This is a genomic window from Saccharopolyspora sp., from assembly GCF_017434145.1.
Classification (GTDB): Bacteria; Actinomycetota; Actinomycetes; order Mycobacteriales; family Pseudonocardiaceae; genus Saccharopolyspora_C; species Saccharopolyspora_C galaxeae.
In genome coordinates this window covers 1-4,015 of the sequence record NZ_JAFRFW010000146.1, presented here as the reverse complement: position 1 = coordinate 4,015, position 4,015 = coordinate 1, and the positions used below count along the sequence as shown (strand labels likewise).

4 protein-coding genes are annotated in these 4,015 nt (G+C 70.0%); 2 read left to right on the top strand and 2 right to left on the bottom strand.

Annotated elements, in window-relative coordinates; translation table 11 throughout:
* On the bottom strand, positions 1-586 hold a 586-nt coding region (locus IJH84_RS04075), incomplete at its 3' end, for a PhzF family phenazine biosynthesis protein (protein ID WP_295140341.1).
* Positions 587-797: 211 nt separating this feature from the next.
* Here IJH84_RS04075 and IJH84_RS04070 point away from each other — a divergent pair.
* Entirely contained in the window at positions 798-2,447 is a 1,650-nt protein-coding gene (locus IJH84_RS04070; protein WP_200068389.1) for an AMP-binding protein, read from the top strand.
* A gap of 54 nt (positions 2,448-2,501) precedes the next feature.
* Here the strand turns inward: IJH84_RS04070 and IJH84_RS04065 are convergent, their stop codons facing one another.
* Entirely contained in the window at positions 2,502-3,464 is a 963-nt protein-coding gene (locus IJH84_RS04065) for a R2-like ligand-binding oxidase (RefSeq protein WP_200068390.1), read from the bottom strand.
* Positions 3,465-3,595: 131 nt separating this feature from the next.
* On the opposite strand from IJH84_RS04065, the gene IJH84_RS04060 reads away from it, so the two are divergent.
* The coding region (locus IJH84_RS04060; protein ID WP_295140335.1) for a haloacid dehalogenase-like hydrolase at positions 3,596-4,015 on the top strand (420 nt) is incomplete at its 3' end.

Here is a 4,015-nt window from a genome sequence, read left to right as displayed (position 1 = left end):
CTTCCGGGATGCCCGCGCCGGGCGCGAAGAAGCGGCTGACGAAGTCCACCCCCGGTCGATCACCGGGCGCGGTGACCACGACGGCGCGGAACGGCAGCTGCGCCACCGCGGCCAGGTCAGGCGCGACGTCCCGCACCTCACCGGCGGTCGCCAACCGCACGAGCAGGTCGGAGCGGCTCGGCGCGGTCTCGGTGACCGTGACGCCGGGGAGCGCGGCGATCAGCCCATCGGGCGGCTCGGCCCGGTCGGCCGGGTTCGCGGGGAAGTCCATCCCGATCCAGCCGCCACCCTCGTCGGTGCAGGTCAGCTCCCCGCTGCGGGTGCTGAACCGCTGGGTCCCGCCGAGCACGTGGGCACTGGCGAGCGTCGCGTGCCCGCACAGGTCGACCTCGGTGGCGGGGGTGAACCAGCGCAGCGGTTTCGGTTCGGTGCCGTCGAGCACGACGAACGCGGTCTCGGCGTGCTTCATCTCCGCGGCGACGGACTGCATCCAGGCGTCCGGAGCGGGTGCGTCCAGCAGCACCACGCCTGCCGGATTGCCGCTGAACGGTGTCTCGGTGAAGGAATCCACAACAGCTATGCGCACGCGGGGGAGCGTAGAACGCCTGCCCCGCCGCGGTCGCGATCATTTTCCGCCGCCATCGCAGCGACTCCCGCCCGTGCAGCAGCCGGACCCGGCGCTGAATCGGTCCCGCGCGGAGGCCGCAGTCCACCGAGGACACTCCGGCCCTCGATTTTTTGCGAGACAGACGTAATCATGAGTGCCTTGCGTCACGCCCAGCGTTGGGGAGGTCACTGTGGACACCGCCGGACATGCCGCGATCAGCTACGACTCCGGGATTTCGGACGTCCCGCTGCTCGGCGAGACGATCGGCGCGAACCTGGACCGGATCGCCGCCCGCTTCCCGGACCGCGATGCGCTGGTCGAGTACGAGCGGGGCCGCCGCTGGACCTACCGGGAGCTCGTTGCCGACGTGGACGCGCTGGCCCGCGGCCTGCTGGATGCCGGGATCGGCAAGGGCGACCGGGTCGGCATCTGGTCGCCGAACCGCGCGGAGTGGACGCTGACCCAGTACGCCACCGCCAAGATCGGGGCGGTCCTGGTCAACATCAACCCCGCGTACCGGCTGCACGAGCTGGAGTTCGTGCTCGACCAGGCCGGGATCCGGATGCTGGTCTCCGCGCAGCGGTTCAAAAGCTCCGACTACGCAGCGATGATCGCCGAGGCCCGCCCGAAGTGCCCGGCGCTCGAACAGGTCGTGCTGTTCGGCGACGCCACCTGGGACGGGCTGTTCGAGCGCGGGCGGGCGGCCGACCCGGGCGGACTCGCCGCCGCGCAGGCCGGGCTCAGCGCGGACGACCCGATCAACATCCAGTACACCTCCGGGACCACCGGGTTCCCGAAGGGCGCGACGCTGTCGCACCACAACATCCTGAACAACGGCTACTTCGTCGGTGAGCTGTGCGGCTACACCGAGGCCGACCGGGTCGCGATCGTGCCGCCGTTCTACCACTGCTTCGGGATGGTGATGGGCAACCTGGCCTGCACCAGCCACGGCTCGGCGATGATCATTCCGGCGGAGGGCTTCGATCCCGGCACCACCCTGTCCGCGGTCGCCGCGGAGCGCTGCACCTCGTTGTACGGGGTGCCGACGATGTTCATCGCCGAGCTGGACCACCCGGACTTCGCGAGCTTCGACCTCGGTTCGCTGCGCACCGGGATCATGGCAGGCTCGCCCTGCCCCGCGGAGGTGATGAAGCAGGTCATCGAGCGGATGGGGATGGCGGAGGTGGCCATCTGCTACGGCATGACCGAAACCAGCCCGGTCAGCGTCCAGACCCGCGCGGACGACTCGCTGGACCGCCGGGTCTCCACCGTCGGCCGCGTCGGCCCGCACCTCGAGGTCAAGATCGTCGACCCGGTCACCGGGCTGACCGTGCCGCGCGGCGAGCCGGGCGAGCTGTGCACCCGCGGCTACTCGGTGATGCTCGGCTACTGGGAGCAGCCCGACAAGACCGCCGAAGTGATCGACCGGGCGCGCTGGATGCACACCGGCGATCTGGCCGTGATGGACGAGGCCGGCTACGTCAGCATCACCGGGCGGATCAAGGACATGGTCATCCGCGGCGGCGAGAACGTGTACCCGCGGGAGATCGAGGAATTCCTCTACACCCACCCGGACATCCTGGACGCGCAGGTCATCGGCGTTCCGGACCAGCGGTACGGGGAAGAGCTGATGGTGTGGGTGCGGCTGCGCGACGGCGCGGCGGAGCTGACCGCCGAGGCGCTGCGGGAGTTCTGCAGCGGCAAGCTCGCGCACTACAAGATCCCGCGCTACGTGCACGTCGTGGACGACTTCCCGATGACCGTCACCGGCAAGGTCCGCAAGGTCGAGATGCGCGAGCAGGCCAAGACCCTGCTGGACCTGCCCGCGCCGGCCGAGTGAACGGACCGCTCGTCCCAATGGGCCGGGCGATCCGTTCGGTCCGCGGGAAACCGCTCAGGTGGCGGCGAGTTCGGCGGCGTCCTCGGCGCCGAACTGCTCCTCCAGCTGCTCCGGCGAGGCGTCCACGTCGATCTTCGCCAGCGACACCCCGCGGGCCGAGGAGATCGCCCCGAGCCGCCGCCCGGCGCGGTCCGATGCGTAGGCGCTGAGCTCCTCGGTCTTGAGCTCGAACGGCCGCACCTCCGGCGCGTCCGCGGGCTGCCACTCGATCAGCGTCATCGCGTGCGGCAGCAGCTCCTGCATCATCTCCTCGACGGCGTCCCAGTTGCGCTCGTCGGCGGCGACGTGCCTGCGGCAGGTGAAGGTGCCCCACGCCATGTGCCTGCGCTCGTCGTCGCCGATGTGCCCGATCAGCTGCTGCATCCCGGGGAACAGCCCGCGGCTGCGGCAGATCTTGTTCCAGGCGTAGTAGCCGGTCAGCGCCAGCGAGCCCTCCACGACGTGGTTGTAGGTGACCGAGGCGCGGATCTGGTTGCGCGGGCTCGGGTCGGCGTCGAGCGTGTGCAGCACGCTCGGCAGCACCTCGTAGAAGATCGTGCGGTAGCCGGGGTTGTCCTCGACGTACTCGTTGAGGTTCTCGGTCAGGCCCACGGCGTCCATCCACAGCCGGAACGCCTGGGTGTGCTTGGCTTCCTCGTACATGAACTGGGTCAGGTACATCTCGTCGCCGAACCGGCCTTCGGCGGCCATCGCGGAAAGGAACGGCTGCAAGTCCTGCGTGACGGCTTCCTCGCCCGCGATGAACTCGGCGCACAGCCCGGCGACGCTGCGCCGCTCCTCGTCGGTGAGCCCGGCCATGTCCCGCGCGTCCTGCTCGAAGTCCAGCTCGGCGGGGTTCCAGAACTTCGCGTTGCCCTTGGTGAACAGCCGCAGCGGCAGCGAATCCCAATTCAGCCCGCCCGGCCGCAGGGAGTGGAAGTCGTCGCGGTGCTTGCTGTCGTTCGTGGTGGTCGTCATCGGCCTGCTCCAGCTCGCACGGGGAAATGTGTGAGTCACATTACAGGGGCGATTTTCGGTACTAAACGGTTTCGCGTCAAGCTCGATCGGTTCCGCGCCGAGCCGGTCGCTCGCTTGCGTAGCCTGCGTTCGTGACCACCGTCGGCTTCGACCTCGACCTGACCCTGATCGACCCGCGACCCGGCATGATCGACGTGTTCCACCGGCTCCGCGCGGAGTTCGGCGTAGCGCTGGACGGCGAGCACTTCGCCGCGAACCTCGGCCCGCCGCTGCCGGACGTGCTGCGCGGCTACGGCTTCGACGAGCCACTGGTGCAGCGGCTGGTGCACCGGTTCCGGGAGCTGTATCCGGACCTCGTCGTCCCCGCGACCCGCGCGATGCCCGGCGCGGACGAAGCGCTGCGGGCCGTGCGCGCACGCGGCGGGCGCACGCTGGTGATCACCGGGAAGTACGAGCCGAACGCGGCGTTGCACCTGAAAGCGCTGGACTGGTCCGTCGACCGGCTCGCAGGCGAGGTCTTCGCCGCGGCCAAGGGCGAGGCGCTGCTCGCG

Excerpts from the sequence above, each read along its gene's own strand:
- IJH84_RS04065 (WP_200068390.1), bottom strand. The coding sequence starts at position 3,464 with ATGACGACCACCACGAACGACAGCAAGCACCGCGACGACTTCCACTCC.